The 21,101-nt window shown below is 75.3% G+C and carries 16 protein-coding genes; 5 read left to right on the top strand and 11 right to left on the bottom strand.

From position 1 onward, the window contains the following. Position 1: 1 nt before the first annotated feature. Positions 2-1,993 (bottom strand): acyltransferase family protein, encoded by a 1,992-nt coding sequence (locus EDD32_RS10395; protein WP_123917259.1) that lies wholly within the window; start codon positions 1,991-1,993, stop codon positions 2-4. A gap of 234 nt (positions 1,994-2,227) precedes the next feature. Here EDD32_RS10395 and EDD32_RS10390 point away from each other — a divergent pair, with 234 nt between their 5' ends. Continuing rightward, a complete protein-coding gene (locus EDD32_RS10390) occupies positions 2,228-4,465 on the top strand; it encodes a 6-phosphofructokinase (RefSeq protein ID WP_123917257.1) in 2,238 nt (745 codons plus the stop codon). 15 nt (positions 4,466-4,480) lie between these two features. On the opposite strand, the gene pcrA is transcribed toward EDD32_RS10390, so the two are convergent. The 5 genes from pcrA to EDD32_RS10365 form a co-directional block, all read right to left on the bottom strand. Beyond that, positions 4,481-7,063: a DNA helicase PcrA gene (gene pcrA, locus EDD32_RS10385; RefSeq protein WP_123917255.1), complete on the bottom strand. Its 2,583-nt coding sequence runs from the start codon at positions 7,061-7,063 to the stop codon at positions 4,481-4,483. A 53-nt stretch (positions 7,064-7,116) separates the two neighbouring features. Beyond that, positions 7,117-7,599 carry a DUF456 domain-containing protein gene (locus EDD32_RS10380; RefSeq protein WP_211338794.1) on the bottom strand — a complete coding sequence of 161 codons (483 nt, stop codon included), beginning with the start codon at positions 7,597-7,599 and terminating at the stop codon, positions 7,117-7,119. Positions 7,600-7,632: 33 nt separating this feature from the next. After that, a complete protein-coding gene (locus EDD32_RS10375) occupies positions 7,633-7,974 on the bottom strand; it encodes a hypothetical protein (protein ID WP_123917253.1) in 342 nt (113 codons plus the stop codon). 83 nt (positions 7,975-8,057) lie between these two features. Continuing rightward, on the bottom strand, positions 8,058-8,729 hold the full coding sequence (locus EDD32_RS10370) for a LuxR C-terminal-related transcriptional regulator (RefSeq protein ID WP_123917251.1): 672 nt from the start codon (positions 8,727-8,729) through the stop codon (positions 8,058-8,060). After that, a complete protein-coding gene (locus tag EDD32_RS10365) occupies positions 8,726-9,934 on the bottom strand; it encodes an ATP-binding protein (protein WP_246006080.1) in 1,209 nt (402 codons plus the stop codon). The genes EDD32_RS10370 and EDD32_RS10365 overlap by 4 nt, the downstream gene beginning before the upstream one ends. 136 nt (positions 9,935-10,070) lie before the next feature. Here EDD32_RS10365 and EDD32_RS10360 point away from each other — a divergent pair, with 136 nt between their 5' ends. Together EDD32_RS10360 and EDD32_RS10355 are read left to right on the top strand one after the other, a co-directional pair. After that, positions 10,071-11,711, top strand: coding sequence for a PspC domain-containing protein (locus tag EDD32_RS10360; RefSeq protein ID WP_123917249.1), 1,641 nt, complete (start codon positions 10,071-10,073; stop codon positions 11,709-11,711). Beyond that, a complete protein-coding gene (locus EDD32_RS10355; protein ID WP_123917247.1) occupies positions 11,708-12,172 on the top strand; it encodes a hypothetical protein in 465 nt (154 codons plus the stop codon). Before EDD32_RS10360 ends, EDD32_RS10355 begins: the two co-directional genes overlap by 4 nt. Positions 12,173-12,232: 60 nt before the next feature. Here EDD32_RS10355 and EDD32_RS10350 read toward each other — a convergent pair whose 3' ends face one another. The 4 genes from EDD32_RS10350 to EDD32_RS10335 form a co-directional block, all read right to left on the bottom strand. After that, positions 12,233-12,730 carry an aromatic ring-opening dioxygenase LigA gene (locus tag EDD32_RS10350; protein WP_123917245.1) on the bottom strand — a complete coding sequence of 166 codons (498 nt, stop codon included), beginning with the start codon at positions 12,728-12,730 and terminating at the stop codon, positions 12,233-12,235. A 171-nt stretch (positions 12,731-12,901) separates the two neighbouring features. Then, on the bottom strand, positions 12,902-14,098 hold the full coding sequence (locus EDD32_RS10345; RefSeq protein ID WP_123917243.1) for a glycosyltransferase family 4 protein: 1,197 nt from the start codon (positions 14,096-14,098) through the stop codon (positions 12,902-12,904). Continuing rightward, positions 14,098-15,720 (bottom strand): glutamine-hydrolyzing GMP synthase, encoded by a 1,623-nt coding sequence (guaA, locus tag EDD32_RS10340; protein ID WP_281274872.1) that lies wholly within the window; start codon positions 15,718-15,720, stop codon positions 14,098-14,100. The genes EDD32_RS10345 and guaA overlap by 1 nt, the downstream gene beginning before the upstream one ends. Positions 15,721-15,749: 29 nt before the next feature. Continuing rightward, positions 15,750-16,136, bottom strand: coding sequence for a DUF3817 domain-containing protein (locus tag EDD32_RS10335; RefSeq protein ID WP_123917239.1), 387 nt, complete (start codon positions 16,134-16,136; stop codon positions 15,750-15,752). A 200-nt stretch (positions 16,137-16,336) separates the two neighbouring features. On the opposite strand from EDD32_RS10335, the gene EDD32_RS10330 reads away from it, so the two are divergent. Continuing rightward, entirely contained in the window at positions 16,337-18,136 is a 1,800-nt protein-coding gene (locus tag EDD32_RS10330; RefSeq protein WP_123917237.1) for an ABC transporter transmembrane domain-containing protein, read from the top strand. After that, positions 18,136-19,869, top strand: coding sequence for an ABC transporter ATP-binding protein (locus EDD32_RS10325; RefSeq protein WP_123917235.1), 1,734 nt, complete (start codon positions 18,136-18,138; stop codon positions 19,867-19,869). Before EDD32_RS10330 ends, EDD32_RS10325 begins: the two co-directional genes overlap by 1 nt. A 23-nt stretch (positions 19,870-19,892) precedes the next feature. Here EDD32_RS10325 and EDD32_RS10320 read toward each other — a convergent pair whose 3' ends face one another. Beyond that, complete coding sequence (locus EDD32_RS10320; protein ID WP_123917233.1) at positions 19,893-20,963, bottom strand: SURF1 family protein; 1,071 nt, start codon at positions 20,961-20,963, stop codon at positions 19,893-19,895. Positions 20,964-21,101 lie beyond the last annotated feature (138 nt).

Raw genomic sequence — 21,101 nt, 5'->3', positions numbered from 1 at the left:
CTCACCCCGGCGGGGCCACCGTCTCGCCGCCGGCCGCATCGACGGCCTCCGACCCCGGGCTCACGGAGGCCTCCTCCGCAGGGTCGCCCGTCGGCTGCACCGCGGGGGCGTCGCCGGGCTCGCCCGCCAGGGTCACGGGCACGCCGGTGAGCCGCTCGGACAGCTCGGCGAAGGCCTTCTCGACGACCGAGGCGTACAGGTGCGCCCCCTCGATCCCGGGGTGGGTCGCATCGGACTGGAGGAGCTCGGGCCGGGCGGAGATGGCCGCGTGCCAGTCGGCCACGACCGCGTTGGGGTAGCCGGCCACGATCCGGGCGAGGGTGGCGTTCGCCTCCGGCACCCAGGCGCTGCCGCCGTACAGGTTCACCACGACGATCATCCGGTCGGGACCGAGGGAGTCCAGCACACGCCGCACCAGGGCCTCGTCGGTGACACCGGCGTTCGTGCCGTAGTCGAGGAAGACCGCCCGGCGCACCGTCCCCTCGGCGAGGCGGGCCCGCACGGCCCGCTCGCCGTCGGGCCACTGCAGGATCGAGCGCGCGTCCAGCATGATCCCGGGGAAGCGGTGCTCCAGCCCGTCCTTGCTGGTGACCACGATCGAGTCGCCGAACCCGGTGATCTCCTCCCCGGTCGGCATCGAGCGGTCGGCCTCGACCACCTCGACCACCTCGGCCTCCTCCGCCGAGGCGTCCACCTCCGCCTGTGCCGCCTCGATCGCGGCCTGGGTCTGCGAGCGCTCGGGAGCCACGGCGACGGCGGCACCCGAGGCGAGGACGAGGGCCACGCCGGCGCCGGCGCCGGCCCGGGCCAGGACGCGCCGTCCCCGCAGCGGACTCCGCAGGGCGGCGGCCGCGCGGCGCAGGCTGTGGCGGAACCCGTGCTGGCGGACCGGCCCCTCGAGCCACCGGAACGAGGCCGCGGCCAGGACGAGGGTCACGGCGAGGGACAGCCCCCGCACGCCCCAGTGCGCGGCCGAGTCGTGCGCGGTGGGGATCGCCTGGGCCAGGACGAGGATGACCGGCCAGTGCCACAGGTAGATGCCGTAGGAGCGCTGCCCCAGCCACTCCAGCGGCCGGAGCCGCATGAGCCAGCGGTACGGTCCGGTCGGCGCCAGCAGCCCCGCGACGAGGACGGCGGTCAGCAGGCTCGCGAGGAGGATCCCGCCGCGGAAGGTCAGCGGTCCGGACTGGCGCAGGGTCAGCATGAGCGCCACGAGCCCCGCCAGGGCGACCAGGACGGCCGGTCCCGCCCACCGCCGGGCAGCGGCCGGCAACGGGCCGCCGGAGAGGGCGAAGGCGAGGGCCGCGCCGATCATGAGGCCGAACGCGTGGGTGTCGGTGCCGTAGTAGACGCGGGTCGCGTCCGCCCCGGGGGTGTGCAGCAGGGCCATCGCCAGGGCGGACGCCCCCGCCGCGCCGAGGGCGATCCGGGCCCGGGTCCGCGCGGTGGACGTGGCGGCGACGACGAGAGCGAGCAGCAGGGGCCACAGGAGGTAGAACTGCTCCTCCACCGCCAGCGACCAGAAGTTGACGAAGAGCTGCGGCGCGGTGGCCGTGAAGTAGGACGAGCCGGCCGCGATCTCGAGCCAGTTGCTCGAGAAGGTCAGCGCCCCCAGCGCCTGCCGGCCGATCCCGACGAGCAGGTCCGTCCCGGCCAGCCACGCGGCGGGGATGGTCACCACGACGACCGCGACGAGCGCGGGCAGCAGCCGGCGGGCGCGCCGCACCCAGAACCGCGGCAGGTCGATGCGGCCCCGGTCGTCGAGCTCACGCAGCAGCAGGGTGGTGATGAGGAAGCCGGACACGACGAAGAACACGTCGACGCCCAGGTAGCCGCCCGGGAGGGACTCCGGCCGCAGGTGGTAGAGCAGGACCGCCGCGATCGCCAGCGCCCGCAGCCCGTCGAGCCCCTCGATGCGCCCGGCGCCACGGCGGAGCGCACGGTCGGCGGCCCCGGTCGGGCGCGGGCGTCGCTCCTGGACCTGCGTGGCCATGCGCGCCTCCCCGGACTGCCCGACGGGTCCCAGGCTAGGGTCGGCCGTCCGCCCGGCCCGGCAGGCGCGCGGGTGTCGCGCACGAGGCCGGGCGCGCCGCGGCCCGCGCGCTGCTGCCGCCGCCGGCGACGGCGCCGGCGACGTCCCGGTCGGACGGTGACCCGGACCGGGGTCCCGGCGAGAGATCCGCCGGGTAGGCCATGATGGTCCGGTCGCAACGCCGGAGGGGGACCAGTGGACGTCAGCTCGCGCCTGGGCGTGCTCACCAGCGGGGGTGACGCCCAGGGCATGAATGCCGCCGTGCGCGCAGTGGTGCGCACCGGCCTGCACCTCGGGGCGGAGGTCTTCGCCGTCGACGACGGGTGGCAGGGCGCCGTCGACGGTCACATCCGCGCCCTGGCGTGGGACGACGTCGGCAGCATCCTCAACCGCGGCGGCACCGTCATCGGCACCGCCCGCTCGGCGGACTTCCGCACCCGGCCCGGCAGGCTCCGCGCCGCCCGCAACCTCCTCGAGCGCGGCATCGACCGTCTCGTCGTGGTGGGCGGGGACGGCAGCCTCACGGGCACCGAGCTCTTCCGCACCGAGTGGCCCGGCCTGCTCGAGGAGCTGGTGGCCACCGGCGGGCTCGACGCCGCCACCGCGGCCGCGCACCCCGAGCTCTTCGTCGCCGGGCTCGTCGGCTCGATCGACAACGACATGGTCGGCACCGAGATGACCATCGGCGCCGACTCGGCGCTGCACCGCATCGTCGAGGCCCTCGACGCCATCGCCAGCACCGCCGCGAGCCACCAGCGCACCTTCGTCGTGGAGGTGATGGGCCGGCACTGCGGGTACCTCGCGCTCATGGCGGCCGTCGCGGGCGGGAGCGACTACGTCCTCATCCCCGAGTCCCCGCCCGCGCCGGGCTGGGAGGAGGAGATGGTGGACAAGCTCCGGGAGTCCCGCGCCGCCGGACGCCGCGAGTCGATGGTCCTCGTGGCCGAGGGGGCCCGGGACCGGGCGGGCGCGCCCATCACCGCCGCCTACGTGCGCGGGGTCCTGCAGGACCGGCTCTCCGAGGACGCCCGGGTGACGATCCTCGGACACGTCCAGCGCGGCGGGGCGCCCTCCGCGTACGACCGGTGGATGAGCACACTGCTCGGCTACGCCGCCGCGCAGGAGGTCCTCTCCGCCGAGCCGGGCGGGGAGCCCCACGTGGTCGGGGTGCGGCACAACCGCATCACCCTGCTCCCGCTCGTCGAGGCCGTCAGCGCGACCCGCGCCGTCGCCACCGCGGTGGACGCGGGCGACTACGCGGGGGCGATGGCCGCGCGCGGGTCGAGCTTCACGGAGATGGTGCGCACCTACGCCACGATGTCGCGCCCCCCGGTCGCCACGGCGCCGGGCCCGCGCCGGCGGGTGGCGGTCCTGCACGCCGGGGGCCTGGCCCCGGGCATGAACACCGCGGCCCGGGCCGCGGTGCGCCTCGGGCTCGACCGCGGCATGACGGTCCTGGGCGTCAACGGCGGTTTCCCCGGGCTCATCGACGGTGACGTCGTCGAGCTCGCCTGGCACGACGTCGAGGGCTGGGTCGGCGAGGGAGGTGCCGGTCTGGGCACCCGCCGGGCGGTCCCCGAGGTCGAGCAGCTCTACGCCCTCGGCCGCGCCATCGAGCGGCTCGAGCTCGACGGCCTGCTCATCATCGGCGGCTTCAACGCCTATCTCGCGGCCCACCGCATGGTCACCGAACGGGACCGCTACCCCGCGTTCGCGCTGCCGATCGTGTGCGTGCCGGCGAGCATCGACAACAACCTGCCCGGCTCGGAGCTGTCCATCGGGGCCGACACGGCGCTGAACAACATCGTCGAGGCCCTGGACAAGATCAAGCAGTCCGCGAGCGCGGCCAAGCGGTGCTTCGTGGTGGAGACGATGGGGCGGCGCTGCGGCTACCTCGCGCTCATGGCCGGGCTGGCCGCCGGCGCCGAACGGGTCTACCTGCCCGAGGAGGGCATGAGCCTGGCCGAGCTCGCCACGGACACCGAGCGCATGGTGGCCAGCTTCCGGGCCGGGCGCCGGCTGTTCCTGGCCATCCGCAACGAGACCGCGTCCGACCTGTACACCACCGACGTCCTCGCCCGGATCTTCCAAGAGGAGGGGCACGGCCTGTACGACGTGCGCCAGGCGGTGCTCGGGCACCTCCAGCAGGGCGGGAACCCCTCGCCGTTCGACCGCATCCTCGCGACCCGGCTGGTCTCCCACGCCATCGCGGACCTCGCCGGCCAGCTCGAGGCCGGCACCGCCGAGGGCCGCTACCTCGGCCTGGTGGGCAGCGACGTCGTCGCCCACCCGCTGGTGCACATGGACGAGGAGGTCGACCTGTCCGCCCGCCGGCCGCGGCACCAGTGGTGGCTCGGCCTGCGTCCCGCGATCGAGGCGGTCTCGCGCCAGGGCACCCCGGCCGGTGAGGCCCTGCCGGTGCTCCGGGCCTGAGCCGACCGGCCGCGGCTACAGCTTCGTCACCGGCGAGTAGCGCAGGAGCAGACGCTTGACCTGTCCGCCGCCGAAGTCGATCTTCGCCACCGCCGAGCTGCCGGCCCCCTCGAGGCCGACGACGGTCCCGACGCCGTAGCTGTCGTGGGTCACCTTGTCCCCCAGGTCCAGGCCCGGCACGTCTGCGCGGGGGGTGGCGGAGCCGAGCCGCGCGCCCGTCGACTCGAGCTTGCCCGTGCGCACCGGTCCGGACCGCGCCGGGGCCCGCCGGCCGTCGGGCCTGCCCTCGCCGGAGCGGTAGCCCGTCCCGGCCGCGCGGAACCCCGACCCCGCCCGGCCGCGCAGGGTGTCCATCGAGGACTCGGCCCGCCGCCAGTCCAGCAGCGAGCCGGGGATGTCGTCGAGGAACCGGGACGCGGGCAGCTCCTGGGGCATCCCCCAGGCGGTGCGGACCGCGGCCCGGGAGAGGTAGAGCCGCTGCCGGGCGCGGGTGAGCGCGACGTACGCCAGCCGGCGCTCCTCGGAGAGCTGGTCCTCCTCCGTGAGCGAGCGCTGGTGCGGGAAGGTGCCGTCCTCCATCCCGGTGACGAAGACGACCGGGAACTCCAGCCCCTTGGCAGTGTGCACGGTCATGAGCGTGACCTGACCCGCCTCCTGGCCCGCCGCGTCGGGGATCTGGTCGCTGTCGGCCACGAGCGAAACCCGCTCGAGGAAGTCCCCGAGCCCGCCTTCGGCGTCCTGCTCGGAGAACTCCGCGGCGACGGCGTGGAGCTCGGCGAGGTTCTCCACACGGGTCGCGTCCTGCGGGTCTTCGCTCGCCCGCAGCTCGGCGAGGTAGCCCGAGCGGTCCAGCGCGGCGTCGAGGACCTCCGCCGGGCGCGCGCCGGCCGCGTCCATGGCGCGCAGGTCCTCCATGAGCTGGTGGAAGGCGCGGACCTGGGTGCGGGCGCGGGTGGCCAGGCCGAGGACCTCGGGCACGGGCCGGCCCTCGCGGGTGGCGCCAGGCTCGGCCGCGGCGTCGGCGATCGCGGCACCGAAGGAGACCCGCTCCCGCTCGGCGTGGGCGGCGATCATCGCCTCGGCCCGGTCGCCCAGCCCGCGCTTGGGGACGTTGAGGATGCGCCGCAGGTTGACGGCGTCGTCGGGGTTGGCGACGGCACGCAGGTACGCGACGGCGTCCTTGATCTCCTTTCGCTCGTAGAAGCGGGTCCCGCCGACCACCTTGTACGGGATGCCGGTCCGGACCATCACCTCCTCCAGCGCCCGCGACTGGGCGTTGGTGCGGTAGAAGACGGCGACGTCACCCGGCCTGGTGCCGTCCGCCGCGGCGAGGCGGTCGATCTCCTCGGCGATGAACCTGGCCTCCTCGTGCTCGGAGTCGGCGACGTAGCCGACGACGAGCGGCCCCTCGCCCGAGTCGGTCCACAGGTTCTTCGCGCGCCGGCCAGGGTTGCGCGAGATGACGGCGTTGGCCGCGGAGAGGATGTTCTGGGTGGAGCGGTAGTTCTGCTCGAGCAGGATCGTCGTCGCGCTCGGGTAGTCCTCCTCGAACTCGAGGATGTTGCGGATGGTGGCCCCGCGGAAGGCGTAGATGGACTGGTCGGCGTCGCCGACCACCGTCAGCTCAGCCGGTGGCAGGCCGTCACGGTCGCCGGCGCCGTCGGCGTCCCGGTCGACCCCGGCGAGCTCACGAACGAGCACGTACTGGGCGTGGTTGGTGTCCTGGTACTCGTCGACGAGGACGTGACGGAACCGTCGGCGGTAGTGCTCGGCGACCGCGGGGAAGGCCTGGAGCATGTTGACGGTGACCATGATGAGGTCGTCGAAGTCGAGCGCGTGGGCCTGGCGCAGGCGCTGGTTGTACAGGGTGTAGGCCTGGGCGAGGGCGGAGTCGAAGGAGTTGGCCGAGCTGACCGTGGCGGCGTAGTCCTCGGGGTCGACGAGCTCGTTCTTGAGGTCGGAGACCTTCCGCGAGAACGTCTTGGGCGGGTACTTCTTGGGGTCGAGGTCGAGCTGGCGGCACACCAGGGTCATGAGCCGCTGGGAGTCGGCGGCGTCGTAGATGGAGAAGCTCGAGCGCAGCCCGAGGGTGGCGTGCTCCTTGCGCAGGATGCGCACGCACGCGGAGTGGAAGGTCGAGACCCACATCCGCCGGGCGTCCGGGCCGACGAGGTGCTCGACCCGCTCACGCATCTCGGCGGCGGCCTTGTTGGTGAAGGTGATCGCGAGGATCTCCCCCGGCCGCGCCCGGCCGGTGGCGAGCAGGTGCGCGATGCGGTTCGTCAGGACCCGGGTCTTGCCCGAGCCGGCGCCGGCGACGATGAGCAGCGGGCCGCCGGTGTGGACGACGGCCGCGCGCTGCTGGGGGTTGAGCCCCTCGAGCAGGGCTGCCTCGTCCGGCCGGCCACTGCCGCCGGCGGACAGCCCGGCGCGCCGGCGGGCCCGCTCCACGGGGTCCGTGACGTCGTCCCGGGCGGTCCCGAGCGGGTCACCTGCGGGGCGCCCGGTGGACAGGTCGTCGCGCGGAGGGACGGCGGAGGGTAGCCGGTCGGTGGTGGACAGGCCGGGCAGCGGGAGGTTGTCGAACAAGGTGTTCATCTCACCCCAAGGGTAAGCGGCTGCACCGACACCGCTGCACGCGGCCCACAGGCTCAGGTGAGCAGCAGCCCCACGACCCACGCCCCGGTGGCGACCAGGGCACCGGCGAGCTCGATGAGGATGGTCAGGCCGGTCGCCTTCATGGCCGCGACGGTCGAGCGCCACGCGTCGGCGTGGTTGCGTCGCCGGCCGGTCTCGGCGAGGTAGACGCCGAGGACGAACCCCAGCGGCAGGCCCACCACGGGCACGACGAAGAACCCGACGACGCCGAGCGCGGCACCCACGACCATGGTGCGGCCCGGGACGCCCGCCCCGGTGAGGTAGCGACCCGCGAGCAGGTACTTCGCGACCCCGGCGAGCACCACGGCGAGCGTGGCGACGACGACGACGGTCCAGCCCACCGCCCCGCCGGTGACGACGCCCCAGACCGCGACCGCAGCGAGGACGATGATGCTGCCGGGGTAGAGCTGGATGATCGCGCCGACGATGCCGATCGCGACGGCGACACCGACGAGCAGCTCACCGAACGGGTCCATGCGGGCCTCCTGGGGGACGGGTCGGGTGGACGCTCAGCGCCAGAGGACCGCGACGGCGATGTTGAGGACCGTCAGCCCTGCGACGGAGCCGACGAGGGCGGCGGTGGCCTTCTCCTCGCGGCGGGCGCCGTAGATCGCGAGCGCGGTGACGGCCAGGGCGACCACGAGCTTGACGGCGATCTTGACGTTGTCGACGTCCCGGTCCCCCATCTCCGCCACGCCCACGAGGAGGATCCCCGCCACGAGGGCGGTGAGCGCGCCGTGCGTGACGCCCTTGACGATCCGCGGCGGGCGCAGGTTGGTCACGGTGGCGCCGAGCACGATGGCCCAGCCGATCATGTGGACGACGAGGAGGACGCCGGAGAGGGTTGACATGCTCGTCACCCTAAGGGGCGTCGCCGACGCCCCGGCGCCACGCCGGCGCCGGCCGGGCGGAGAGGCTCCTCACAGCGCACGCCTCACAGGAGCCGGCGGGCCGCGGCCCACCGGGTGAGCTCGTGGCGCGAGGACAGCTGGAGCTTGCGCAGCACCGCCGAGACGTGGGTCTCGACCGTCTTGACCGAGATGAACAGCTCGGCGGCGACCTCCTTGTAGGTGTAGCCGCGGGCGATGAGGCGCATGACCTCCTGCTCCCGGGCCGAGAGCCGGTCGAGCTCGTCGTCGTGCACGGCGACGTCCGCGGCCCCGGTGCCGAAAGCGTCGAGGACGAACCCGGCGAGACGGGGGCTGAAGGCGGCGTCGCCGGCGGCCACGCGCCGGATCGCCTCGGCCAGCTCGGTGGCGGTGATCGCCTTGGTGACGTAGCCGCGTGCGCCGGCGCGGATGACGGCGACGACGTCCTCCGAGGCGTCCGAGACCGACAGGGCGAGGAACCGCGTGGTGGCGAGGCGGTCGGCGCACCGGGTGACCACCTCGGCCCCGCCGCCGCCCTGCCCGCCGGGGAGGTGGACGTCGAGCAGGACCACCTCCGGTGCGAGGGCGTGCACGGCCGCGACGGCACCCTCGACGTCCTCGGCCTCGCCGACGACGTCGACGTCCGGGGCGTGGCGGCCCAGCTCGGCCCGGACACCGGTACGCACCAGCGCGTGGTCGTCGACGATGAGGACGCGGATCCCCGGCTGCTCGCTCATGACTGTTCCTTCCTCGGCATGACCAGGTGGACCTCGGTGCCCGTCGCGCGTGACCGGACCACGGCCCGGCCCCCGTGCCGGGCCATCCGACCGACGATGGACTCGCGCACGCCGTGCCGGTCGGCGGGGACGGCCGACGGGTCGAAGCCGTCGCCCCGGTCGCGCACGAAGACCTCGACCGCCTCGGGACCCACCTCGACGTAGAGGCTGACCGGCGGCCGGCCGTGGGCCACCGCGTTCGCGAGGGCCTCCCGCGCGGCGGCGGCGAGGACGGCCGTCTCCGGGCCCGGCTCGGCGTCACCGGCGGTGACCACCTCGATCGGCACCCCGCGCAGGTCCTCGACCTCGGCGGCCACCTGGCGCACCACGGCCGCGGTGGAGGTCCCAGGTTCGGGCCGGTCGGTGTAGAGCCAGTCGCGCAGCTCGCGCTCCTGGGCGCGGGCCAGGCGCGCCACCTCCTCGTTGTCCCCGGCGCGCGCACGGATCATCGACAGGGTCTGGAGCACCGAGTCGTGCAGGTGCGCGGCGATGTCGGCCCGCTCGGCCTCCCGGGCGCGGGCGACCCGTTCGGCGCCCAGCTCCCGGACCAGGCGCAGGAGCAGGGGGGCGAGGACGACGGCGACGCCGAAGACGATGGCCAGCCCCGCGGCGGCGCCGCTGAGCAGGACCCAGGGGTTCTCGCCCCGGCCGACGAGCAGCAACGCGCCCACGACGGCGAGCGCCACGCCGGCACCGACCCGCGCCACCACCGCGCCCCGGCGGGTCGGGCTCGCGCCGGCCCGGGCGACCTCGGCCAGCTGGCTCCAGGCGAGCGCCGCACCGGCAGCGACGACCAGCGCGGGCACCACCCACGAGGCGCTGGGCGCGAGGTCGGCGCGCCACAGGAGCAGCATGCCGGCGGTGGCGAGGAGCACCACCGCGATGGCGACGTCCCGTGCGGGGCCGGAGAGCGTCCCGAGGCGCAGCCTCGGGGCGAGGCGCTGCCCGGCTGCCCCGGAGCCGTCGGTGGCCGGCACGGTCACCCACAGCCACAGGTACATCGCGACCCCGGCGCCCGCGACGAAGGAGGCGAGGACGAAGATCCAGCGCGTCGTCGTCACCGGCAGTCCGAGGTGGGCGGCCACCCCCGCGCACACGCCCGCCACCGCGCGGCCGTCGCGCGGACGGCGCAGCGGCACACGGACGGACGGGACGGCGGCGCTCACGTCCTCATCCTCACACGCTCTCCCTGACGGCGAGGCCCGCCCGGGGTGGATCCAGGGTCGCCTCGCCCGAGGATCAGGGTCCGACCAGGGTGGTCCCCGATGGTCCCGGGACCACCCGGCGCGGTTGGCTGGGAGCATGAACACGAACGCACCCCGCACCGGCCCCACCGCCGGCCCCTCGCCGGACGAGGGATTCCCGTCCGCACACCGGACGCCACCTGTCGACCCGCCCTGGGCCGGCCACCAGAACCCGCCCGCCGGCGCGGCGGAGTCGTCCTTCTTCACCTCCCTGCGCCGGACAGGTGTCTGGCGCGGCCAGGACCGCTGGATCGGCGGTGTCGCCGCAGGGGTCGCCCGGCGGCTGGACATCGACCCACTGCTCGTCCGCGGGGTCCTCGTGGTCCTCACGCTCTTCGGGGGCCTCGGCATGCTCCTGTACGGCCTCGCCTGGGCGTTGCTCCCGGAGGAGTCGGACGGCCGGATCCACCTGCAGGAGGCGCTGCGCGGCAACGTCGACGCCGCCCTGGCCGGCGCGCTGGCCTTCGTCATCCTCGGCCTTGCCCGGCCCGGCGCATGGTGGGCCGGCTGGGACGAGCGCGGCGGTGTGTTCTGGCCGCTGTTCGGTCTGGGGCTCCTCGCCCTCATCGTCCTGGGCGTCGTGGCCCTCGCCCGCCGCGGCTCCCGCCGCCCGGCCGTGGGCACACCCGGCGGTGCGGCGGCTCCGCCGCCCTACGCGGCAGGCGGCGCACCTGCGGCCTCCGCGTACCCGGGCACCTCGGGCGTGCCGTACCCGGCCCCGGGCGCATCCCGGCCGGGCAGCCCCACAGCCTGGCAGTCCACCACCGTCGGAGCCCCAGGTCGTCCGGGACCGGCGTCACCCGAGCACCCCGGCGGACGCCCCGGGCCGGCCTGGGGACCGCCGCCGCCCGCCGCCACGACGGCGTACGCGGCCGCCTCCTACGGCCAGGTCCCACCGGGGTCCTCCGGCCAGGTCGCACCCGCGCCCTACCGTCCGCCGGCGCCGCCGGTGCCGCCGCGACCTCGGACCCCCGGTCCGGGCTCCGGCCTCGTGGCCGTCGTCATCGCGCTCGCGCTCCTGGCCTCCGCAGGGCTGCTCCTGGTCGACCGGATGGAGCCCGTGGGCTGGCTCCTGCCCCTCGTCCTCGGCGGCATCGTGCTCGCCCTTCTCGGCCTGGGCGCCCTGCTTGCCGGTGTCACCGGCCGACGCGGCGGGGCGCTGTCGATCCTCGGCGTCCTGCTCGCGCTGCTGGTCGTCCCGGCCACGCTCGCGGTCTCGGCCTCTCCCGTCGCGCTCAACCTGGAGTCCTCGGCGACGTTCGGCGACCTCGACGCCGCCCCCGTCTCGGTGGACGAGGCACGGCAGGGCTACGACCTCGGCGCCGGTGACCTCCGTCTCGACCTCACCGGCCTGGACCTGAGCGGGGCCGACCCCACCGACGCCACCGTGACAGTGCCCGTCAACGTCGGCGCCGGTGACGTCACCGTCGTCCTGCCCGAGGCCTCGGCCACGGTGGTCCGGGTCGACGTCGGAGCGGGCAACCTCGCCAGCATCACCGGCCCCGGGTGGACCGACGACGACGGCGTGAGCCCCTTCGCCGAGTCCGCCGACGAGTCCGAGCGCCGCCGCACCACCTGGGCGTCGGGCGTGAACATCTCCCACGAGCTGATCTCGCCCGCCGCGGGCGAGGACGGCGCGGACCTCGTCGTCGTCATCACCGCCGGCGCGTCCGACATCCTGATCGAGGAGCAACGATGAGCGACACCACCCGCCCGGGCGACGACACCACCACGGACGTCCCCCGGACCACCACCCCCGACGGCGCGACCACCCGCCCCGTCACCACCACCCCCGACGGCGCGACCACCCGCCCCGTCACCACCACCCCCGACGGCGCGACCACCCGCCCCGTCACCACCACCCCCGACGGCGGGCAGCCGACCGGTCCGGCCGACACACCGTGGACACCGATGCCGACCGGCCAGGTGTGGTCCGCGGCGACCGCACCGCCGGAGGTGCGACCCGGCGGGGCGCGCACCGGCACGGTCGTGCTCGGGCTCGTGCTCGCGATCTGCGGCGCCACCGCGGTCGCGGTCGGCCTCGGCTACACCATCGACCTGCAGCTGGCCTTCATCGGGCTGCTGGTGGTGGCGGCCCTGGCGCTGCTGCTCGTGCCCGTCCTCCAGCGCAACCGGCGCCGGCGGGACGGGGCCGGCTGACCCCGGGCGCACAGGAGGGCGGGTGCCGAGATCACGGCACCCGCCCTCCTCGTCGCGGGGTCAGGCGTTGACGCGCCGGTCCGTGGCGGAGGCCGGGACGGTGGACCTGCCGAGGGAGGTCAGCGCCCACGCGACGAGGACCCACAGCACGCCGAGGCCGACGACCAGGGCGGCGACGCCGTAGGAGACGACCGAGGTGAACAGGGACGCCCTCAGGAACGAGGCGTTCGTGACCGTCGTGCGCTGGCCCTGGAGCTCCTCCGCCAGCGCGGTGTCACCGGCCTCCTCGGCGGCGCGGACCTCGCCACCGAGCTCGGCGTAGGTCTTGCCGCCGGTGGCGTCGAGGGCGTGCTCGTTGATGATCTGAGCCTCGGCGAACGCCGAGAAGGGCCCGTTGACGTCGTCACCGGCCAGCATGGGCGAGTCGTCGGCGACCGTGATGTTCTGGTCGGCGAGGTTGGACGTGATGAGCGCCCACGTCGCCGCTCCGGCGACGATGAAGACGATCCCGGCGATGATCGAGATGATCCCGGCGATCCTGGCGGCGGAACTCCTCATGGCTGTGTCCTTTCCGGACGGTTCTGTGCCGCCTCACCGCGAGCCGGCCAGCTCCTGCGGTCCGGGTGTGGACCCCGTCCCGCTCTCGGGACCGACGTAGGCCGGGCACAACAGGTGCAAATGAGACAAACATCCTGATGGCAGGCATCGCGGCACACTCCGCGCAGAACGTCACGGATCGCCGGCGACCGCCCCGTCGGACGCCTGCGCGTAGGCCGCCTCGCAGGCGGCCAGCACGTCGGCCCAGTCCGCTGCCGGGGCCGTCGCGCGGTTGTGGGCGAGGATCCCACCGAGCAGCCCGGGCTCGGCCGCGAGACGGACCAGGGCGCCGGCGAGCGCGGCGTCCGCGGCCTCGTCGTCGAGCCCGTCGGAGCGGTCGGGGGCGAGCAGACCGTCCACGCCGTCGGTGACGAACTCCCCGACGCCCGTCCCCCGGCCCGCGACCACCGCGAGCCCGGCGGCGCGGGCCTCGAGGGCGGCGATGCCGAACGCCTCCAGGCGCGCCGGTGCGACGAAGACGTGCTCGCCGGCGTACCGCTCGCGCAGGCTCGGGCGCGGCACCCGGCCCACCAGCTCGACGGTCCCGGCCAGGTCGAGGCGGGCGATCTCCGCGCGCACGGCCTGCTCCGCGGGACCGGAGCCGATGAGGTTCAGGTGCACGCGCGGGCCGACGGCCTCTCGCACCCGCGCCATGATGCGCACCAGAGGGACGGCCCGCTTGCGCGGGGCGAGGCGCTGGGTGGCCACGACCCGCAGCGGTCCCTCGGGTGGCAGCGCCGGGGGGCCACCCACCGGCGCCCAGGCCGCGACGTCGAGGCCGTTGGGCACGACCGCGACCGGCCGGCCACCGACCACCTCGGCGACCCTGGCGCCGGCGACGGCGGAGACCGCGGTGAAGGCGGCCGCCGCCTCGTCCCACCCGGTCAGGCGTGCACCGACCCGGTACGCGGGCACGGCGCCGTCGAGCATGCAGTGCCAGGTGATGACGAGCGGCAGACCCAGGGCGCGGGCCGCACGGGCGCCGTCGTAGGCGAAGGGCGAGACGACCCCGGCGTGGACGTGCACGACGTCGGGCCGCAGGTCGGCCAGGGCGCGCCGCAGGAGCGGACGCTCGAGGGGGTGGACGGGGACCCCGAGGGCCAGCCGGGTCGCGATGCGGTGGACACGGGGCTCGGCGCGACCCTCCGTGCCGGCGTCCCGGCCGGGACCGGGTCGCTCGCCGGGCCCGGGCTCCTCGCCGGGCGTGGCGGTGAGGACGTGGACGTCGTCGCCGGCCGCCGCCTGCCGGTGGGCCAGGTCGCGGACCTGGGTCTCGATGCCCCCGACCCGCGGCGGGTAGCAGTCGGAGACGTGGACGACGCGGCGCATCACTCCCACTCGATGGTGCCCGGCGGCTTGCTCGTGACGTCCAGCACGACCCGGTTCACCTCCGGGACGGAGTTGGTGATCCGCGTGGAGATGCGGGCCAGGACGTCGTAGGGCACCCGCGACCAGTCCGCGGTCATGGCGTCCTCGGAGGAGACCGGCCGCAGGACCACGGGGTGGCCGTACGTGCGCCCGTCACCCTGCACGCCGACGGAGCGGACGTCGGCGAGGAGCACCACCGGGCACTGCCAGATCTCCCGGTCGAGCCCGGCCGCACTCAGCTCCTCGCGGGCGATGGCGTCGGCGGCGCGCAGGATCTCCAGCCGCTCGCCGGTGACCTCACCGATGATGCGGATGCCCAGGCCGGGGCCGGGGAAGGGCTGGCGCCACACGATCGCCTCGGGCACGCCGAGCTCGAGACCGACGGCGCGCACCTCGTCCTTGAACAGGGTCCGCAGGGGCTCGACGAGCTCGAAGCGCATGTCCTCGGGCAGCCCGCCGACGTTGTGGTGGGACTTGATGTTGGCCGCCCCCTCGCCCCCGCCGGACTCCACGACGTCGGGGTAGAGGGTGCCCTGGACGAGGAACCTGACCTCCTCGCCGTGTGCACCGGCCTCGGCGACGACGTCGCGGGCGGCCTGCTCGAAGACGCGGATGAACTCGCGGCCGATGATCTTGCGCTTCGTCTCGGGGTCCGTCACCCCGGCGAGGGCGTCGAGGAACCGCTGGGCGGCGTCGACGACGACGAGCCGGATCCCGGTCGCGGCGACGAAGTCCTGCTCGACCTGCTCGGCCTCGCCGGCGCGCAGCAGCCCGTGGTCGACGAAGACGCAGGTGAGCTGGTCCCCCACCGCCTCCTGGACGAGCGCGGCGGCCACGGAGGAGTCCACGCCGCCGGACAGGCCGCAGATGACCCGGGCGTCGCCGACCTGGGCGCGGATGGCCTGGACCTGCTCGGCGATGACGTTGCCGGGGGTCCAGGTGGGCTCCAGCCCGGCGCCGTCGTAGAGGAACCGCTCCAGCGCCTCCTGGCCGAGGACCGAGTGCTTGACCTCGGGGTGCCACTGCATGCCGTACAGGTGCCGCTCGCGGTCCTCGAACGCCGCGACGGGCGAGCCGTCGGAGGTGGCGAGCACGTCGAACCCGGCCGGGGCGGCGTGGACGGCGTCGCCGTGGGACATCCACACCGTCTGCTGGACCGGGGAGCCGGCGAGGAGCTCGCCGGTGCCGGCGACGCGGACCACGGTGGAGCCGTACTCGCGGGCGCCGGTGTTGGCGACCGTCCCACCCAGGGCCCGGGCCATGGACTGGAAGCCGTAGCAGATGCCCAGCACGGGGACCCCCGCGTCGAAGAGCGCGGGGTCGGTCGCCGGGGCGTCCTCGGCGTAGACCGAGGCGGGGCCGCCGGAGAGGATGATAGCGGCGGGCTCCTTCGCGAGCATGTCCGCCACCGCCATGGTGTGCGGGACGATCTCGGAGTACACGTTGGCCTCGCGCACCCGCCGGGCGATCAGCTGGGCGTACTGGGCGCCGTAGTCGACGACGAGGACGGGCCGCGGGGTCGAGGCGGTGGGCGTCGGGGCGGGGGCCGACCCGCCCTGCGCGAGGTGCTCGGGTGTGCTCACCGCGTCAGGATAGACGGCGGTGCAGCGGGTCAGCGGGCCCGGTCCGCCGTGCGGGCGAGGAGGGCGGGCAGGTCGGCCTCGAACCATCCGTGGGCCCGGCGCTCCATGACGAAGGACAGGACCGGGACGACGCCGCCGGCCACGAGGGCGACGATGCGGCCGAAGTCCCACCGCATGAGCGACCACAGGTTGAAGACGGTGACGATGTAGACGACGTAGATCCAGCCGTGCACGATCGCGACCCAGGTGCCGATCACCGGCGTGCCGCCGTTGAAGACGTACTTCAGCACCATCTCCAGGGTGAGGACGAGGAGCATCGCGCCGGTGACGAACGCCATGGCGCGGTAGTAGGCGAAGGCGGAGCGGGCCTTGCGCCCGGCCTGGGCGACCGGCTCGACGGCGCGGGACGTGGACATGACAGCCTCTCGACGGGGGGACGGGGCCAGTCTCTCACCGCACGCGGCGGGTCCACGGCACCCTCGTGCGGTGCGGCCGCTCACCCACGGCAGGCCCGCGTGGCCCACGGCTTCACCTGCCGGCCGTGCGCCGCCCCGCACCGCGCCCCGCGCCGGAAATGACGTGGAGAGGCGGGCCCGCAGGGCCGTAACCTCAGCAGGTGCTCCGTTCCCCCCAGGGTCATCCTGGACACCCCCCGCTGACCTCGCCGCTGGCGCTGCTCGGCTGGATCGCCGGCCGTCAGCGCGGCGTCCTCACCGGCGCCGTCGTGCTCGCCACCGTCAACGCCCTCGCCTACGCCGCGATCCCCTTCGTCCTCGGTGCCGCCCTCGACGCCGGCCTCGAGGGCGGTCTGACCCGCGGCCTGGTCACCGCGTGCGTGCTGCTCCTGGCCATCGGCGTGGTCCAGGCGCTCGCCGACGCGCTCGGCCACATCGGGGAGATCTGGGGGTGGCTCGGCAGCGCCTTCCGCGTCTCGCGCCTGGTCGGGCACCACGTCACCCGCACCGGCAGCGCCGTCGCGTCGGACATGCCCACGGGCGAGGTGGTCTCCACGGTCGCCTCCGACGCCTTCCACGTCGGCAACACCGCCGAGCTCCTCCCCCGGTTCGTCGGGTCGGTGATCGCCTTCCTCGCGGTCGCGGTCGTCCTCCTGCAGTACTCGGCGACCCTGGGGCTCGCCGTCCTCGTCGGGCTACCGGTGACGATGGCCGTCCTCGCCCTCCTCGTGAAGCCCCTGCACGCCCGCCAGGCCGCCCACCGGGAGGCCACGGGGCGGCTCACGACCCTGGGCTCCGACACCGTCTCCGGCCTGCGCGTCCTGCGCGGCATCGGCGGCGAGGACGTCTTCGCCGCCCGGTACGCCGCCCAGTCCCAGGTGGTGCGCGCGGCCGGGGTCCGGGTCGCCGCGGTCTCCTCCCTGCTCGAGGCGCTCCAGATCCTGCTGCCCGGGCTCTTCGTCGCCGGCGTCGTCTGGCTCGGTGCCCGCCTCGCCCTGACCGGTGAGGTCACCGCCGGTCAGCTGGTGGCCTTCTACGGCGCCACCGCCCTGCTCGCCCAGCCCCTGCGCGCCGCCACGCAGTTCATCACCATGTTCACCCGCGCCCGGGTGGGGGCCCGGAAGATCGTCAAGGTCCTCGCCGTCGCCCCGGCGGCGGGCACCCTGGCCGAGTCCGAGGCCGCCGACGCCGGCGCGACGCCCGCGGTGCCGGTCGGCGACGGCCTGCTCGTGGACACCACCAGCGGCGTCCGGGTCCGCCCCGGCCGGCTCACGGCCCTGGTCTCCGCCCGCCCGGACGAGGCCGCCGAGCTGGCCCGCCGGCTCGGGCGTCTCGACGACGCCGCACCGGAGGTCACGGTGGACGGCGTGCCCCTGCGCGACCTGCCGGTCGCGCGGGTGCGCGAGCGGATCGTCGTCGCCGACGCCACGCCCCAGCTCTTCACCGGCACCCTGCGCGAGGAGCTGGACGTGCGCGACCGCGGCGACGAGGACGCCCTGTACGAGGCCCTCGCCGTGGCGGACGCCGCCGACGTGCTCGACTCCATGCCCGAGCGCCTCGACGGGGAGATCACCGAGAAGGGCCGCTCCCTCTCGGGCGGCCAGCGCCAGCGGGTCGCCCTCGCGCGGGCGCTGCTCACCGGCGCCGAGACGCTGGTCCTCGTCGAGCCCACCAGCGCGGTCGACGCCCACACCGAGGCCCGCATCGCCGCCAGGCTCCGGGCGGCCCGGCACGGCCGCACGACCGTGGTCGTCACCGCCTCGCCGCTCGTCCTCGAGCACGCCGACGACGTCGTGCTGCTCGTCGGCGGCGCCGAGCGCACCCGCGGCCGTCACCGTGACCTGCTCGCCCGGGCCGCCGCCGGCGACCCGGACGCGCGGGCCTACCGCGACGTCGTCGCCCGCGCCGGCGGTGACGGCGAGAACCCCGCCGAGCTCGTCCACGCCGAGGAGGCCCGCTGATGCAGCTGCCCGTCGCGGACGCACGCACCGTCCGCTCCCTGTCGATGGCGCTGCTGCGCCGCTACCGCCGACGGCTCGTGGTCGTCGTCACCCTCCAGGCCCTCGCCGCCGTCGCGGCGCTGGCCGTGCCGTGGCTGCTCGGCGACCTCGTCGACGCCGTCGCGCAGGGCACGACCCTCGCCCACGTCAACTCGGTCGGCCTGACGATCGTCGGGGTCGTCGTCGTCCAGGCGGTCATCACCCGCTTCGCCCAGCGCGGGGCCATGATCCTCGGTGAGGAGGTCTTCGCGCGCCTGCGTGAGGACTTCCTCCTGGCCGTGACGCACCTGCCGCTGTCCACCGTCGAGCGCGCCGGCACCGGCGACCTCCTGGGCCGCACCACCAACGACATCGACCGCGTGCAGTGGACCGTGCGGTTCGGCGTGCCCCGGCTGCTCGTGACGACGGCGACGATCCTGCTGACCCTGGCGGCCGCCGTGATCGCCTCACCGCTGGTGGCGCTGGCCCTGCTGGTCGCGGTGCCCCTCATCACGGTCGCCACCCGCCGCTACCTGCGCACCGCCACCCCGGCGTACCTGGTCAACTCCGAGGCCTACGCCCGGCTCAACGGGGTGCTCACCGAGTCCGTCGAGCAGGCCGCCACGGTCGACGCCCTCGGTCTGGGCCGGCGCCGGCGTGCCCGGACCGATGCCGCCGTCGCGCGCGCCTGGGACACCGAGGTGGTCACCCTGCGGATGCGGGTCGTCCTCTTCTTCTGGCTGGGCCTGTCCTTCACGCTGCCGATCGTCGCGACCCTGCTGTGGGGCGCCTGGCTCCTCGACGCCGGACTCGTCACCCTCGGCGCGGTCACCACCGTGGCGCTGTACGCCATGCAGGTCCGCAGCCCCGTCGACGAGCTGCTCTTCTGGATCGACGAGCTCCAGGTCGCCAACGCCAGCCTCGCCCGGCTCTTCGGCGTCACCCTCGTCGAACCGGACCGCCGCCCCTCGGGCGCCGTCCCGGCCGACGACCACGTGGTCGCCACCGGGGTGCGCTACGCCTACCGGGAGGGCCAGGACGTCCTGCACGGGGTCGACCTGGACCTCGTGCCCGGCGAGCGGCTCGCGGTGGTGGGGCCCTCGGGCGCGGGCAAGTCCACGCTGGGTCGCATGCTCGCCGGGATCCACCCGCCCGGCGGCGGCAGCGTCACGGTCGGCGGGGTGCCCCTGGTGGACCTGCCCGAGGAGGAGCTGCGCTCCCACGTCGCCCTCGTCACCCAGGAGCACCACGTCTTCGTCGGGACGGTCGAGGACAACCTGCGCCTGGCCCGGGCGGCGGCGAGCGAGGAGGAGATGCGCGCCGCGCTGGCCGCCGTCGACGCCCTCGAGTGGGTGGACCGGCTGCCCGAGGGGTCGCGCACCGAGGTCGGCTCCGGCGGGACCGACCTGACCCCGGCCCAGGCCCAGCAGCTGGCCCTGGCCCGTCTGGTCCTGCTCGACCCGCACACCCTGGTGCTGGACGAGGCGACCTCCCTGCTCGACCCGCGGGCGGCCCGGCACCTCGAGCGCTCCCTCTCGGCCGTCCTCTCCGGGCGCACGGTCGTCGCGATCGCCCACCGGCTGCACACCGCGCACGACGCCGACCGGGTCGCCGTCGTCGAGGGCGGCCGGATCGTGGAGCTGGGCAGCCACGACGAGCTCGTCTCCCGGGGCGGGGAGTACGCCGCCCTGTGGCACTCCTGGCAGCAGGAGTGAGACGGGGCGCGCGGTCCCGCGAGTCAGGACCGTTCGGGCCGGCTCGGCACCGCGCGGGATGAGGTCGGACCCCCGGAGGTGCTGAGCCGGCGCGGAGCCGCTGACTCGTCGAGCGGGGTGTCGGGCGCGTCGGGCGCCTCGTCGAGCGGGGCGTCCCGACCGTCGCGCCGACCGGCGTCCTCCCGGCGGGCCACGGCGTCCTCGCGGCGGTAGACCACCTCGTCGCGGACCATGCGGCCCCACAGGAACAGGGCGAACCCGCCGAAGATCACCCACTCGACGGCGTAGGCGAGGTTCTGCAGGTTCAGCCCGGTCTCCTGCGCCATCGACGGCGGCGGGGCGTGGGCCAGGCCCTCAGCCGAGACGCCCGCCCGCCCGCCGCCCGCCTCCTCGGTGAGCTGGACGAGGTAGCCGCCGTAGGTGGGCCCGCCCCAGAGCCCGGCGAGCTCGGCCGAGCTGACGGCGGCGACCATGCCCGCGGGCAGGTCGGCGCTCACCCCTGCCTCCGAGCCGCCGAGGTACCCGGTCACCCGCTGCTCACCGGCCGGGACGGCGAGCGCCGCCGCGACCGAGGCGTCGCGGGGCCGCCAGCCGTCGTCGCCGACGACGACGTCACCGGCCGGCACCCACCCGCGCAGGACGGGGATCATCGCCCCGGTGTCCGGTCCCTGCGTCACCCGCAGGGCGGTGACGACGAGGACGGCGTCCTGCCCGGCCACCGACCGCCCCGGGACGAGCACCTGGTGGTCGTCCTCGAGCTCGCCCGTGACGGCCACCGGCCGGGCGAGGTGCTCGGCGGTGAAGCTGGTCTGGGCGCGCAGCACCTCCTCGAGCGGCACGGGGTCGGCGGCCAGGACCGCGGCGTGCGCGGCCTCGGCCTCCGCGGCGCCGCGCACCGACGCACGGTCGAGCTGCCAGGCACCCAGACGGACGGACACGACGGCGGCGGCGAGGAGCAGGACGAATATCCCGATCATCCGGGGTGTCAGCGCGGCGGCGCGGTAGTCGCGCCAGGTCCACGAGACCGCCGGCCGCCCCGCGCCGACGTCCGGCGTGGCGCTCACCACAGCGCGGGAGGGGGCGGTTGGGTCCACGGACCTAGGCTACGTCGCCGGCGGTGTGCCCCCGGTCTGTGTTCTCGGGCACACCGCACCTCCCGGGCACGAACCCGGCCGCGACACCAGCGGCGCCGGAGGGGGGAAACGGGCAGACTGGGCGTGTCCGAACCTCGA

This window comes from Georgenia muralis (assembly GCF_003814705.1).
Classification (GTDB): Bacteria; Actinomycetota; Actinomycetes; order Actinomycetales; family Actinomycetaceae; genus Georgenia; species Georgenia muralis.
The sequence above is the reverse complement of the archived record's forward strand: the minus strand, read 5'-3'. Positions and strand labels throughout refer to the sequence as shown.